The organism is Legionella septentrionalis, assembly GCF_003989745.1.
GTDB lineage: Bacteria > Pseudomonadota > Gammaproteobacteria > Legionellales > Legionellaceae > Legionella_A > Legionella_A septentrionalis.
In genome coordinates, this window is sequence record NZ_RZGS01000081.1 from 1 (window position 1) to 1,227 (window position 1,227).

The window sequence follows — 1,227 nt, forward strand, 5'->3', positions numbered from 1 at the left end:
ACTTGTCTTAATGGCTTATTACTTTGCTCTAGAAATTCAATTGCTTTAACTTTGAACTCTTTTGTGTAGATACTTCTGACCATTGCTACTCCTTGTTGATGAGATTATATCTCTTAAACAAAGTGTACGGCTAATCGAGGAGGGATCAGATTTACACAAACTCAATAAAAACCCTATCGAATAAAGAAGGAGATGACAATGAATCAACTTATTGAAAAACTAATCGATGCTCAAAAATATGCGATATCAATCCGTCCAAAAATTAAAGGATTTCCGGTCCTTGCTGAGGTCCTTCGACAAGCTGGTGTCGAAAAGAATCGCTGGTCGCTACCTTCTTGCCAATCAACCTACATTATGAAGGAAGGCTCAGTCATGCAGCTAGGAGCGCCGCTTGTTACAGGCACACATGAAGTTCCGAAATTCGATCGCACGGCACTCATTACAGCGATTAGGAGCGATCAGGAAGGCAGAAGCACTTTCCCTGAGTTTCTACAGTCCGCCTGGAATGCCGGAGTGGTTGGCTATGATGTAAATTTTGTTGACCGCGAAGTAGTTTATTACGGTGTCAATGGTGAGAAGTATGTGGAGGAATATCCCGCCGTTGAGGTAAAGGGAAGCATGAAGTAGTGCAAACTTCTCCGAAGTTGCCGGTTTTTCAGAAGTGCCTGTGAGGAAAGCCTGTAATTAAAATAGTGTAACTGCTTTAATAAGATAGGTTTCGCGAAGCGAAGAATAATAAGAAATAAGCAGTGGAACCTCAGTTTGAAATTGATGCCAAGTTAGTTAATGACTTGGCTAAATCAATAAAAGACGGAAAAAAGATTTGGCTGCGTTAAGTAAATACCTTTTGAAGCTTACCGTAGAACGGGCGATGAACGCTGAATTTTTTGCCTTAGAAGGATAAATAATAGGGCCATTATCTATGTGACCACTAATTACTTTACAATTACTGTCAGACCCTGTTATTTCAGATTTATGATCCAGTATTACTGCCTTATCTAAAGTTAGAGCAAATGCTGATGATGATAAAATTAGAGATGCAATAATTTTTACTACACTATTCCTTATTATTTCCTTCTGCTAATAAACTTATCTCAATGCTAACTGTGTAAACCTCCCCTTATTAGTGCCAACCTAAACTAGAGTTTTCCGACTTATTTTTAATCAACTTGTAATCAAATGGTGACAAGTCTCCCAGTGATTCATGCGGTCTTTCTTCGTTATATT

Annotated in this window: 1 protein-coding gene and 1 pseudogene; both read left to right on the forward strand. The window is 38.7% G+C overall.

What is annotated here, in order from left to right; genetic code table 11:
* The first annotated feature begins 198 nt into the window (after positions 1–198).
* A complete protein-coding gene (locus ELY11_RS12285) occupies positions 199–627 on the forward strand; it encodes a DUF1398 domain-containing protein (RefSeq protein WP_127033894.1) in 429 nt (142 codons plus the stop codon).
* Positions 628–749: 122 nt separating this feature from the next.
* A pseudogene (locus tag ELY11_RS12875) lies at positions 750–883 on the forward strand (IS256 family transposase); the annotation flags it as partial.
* Positions 884–1,227: the final 344 nt, after the last annotated feature.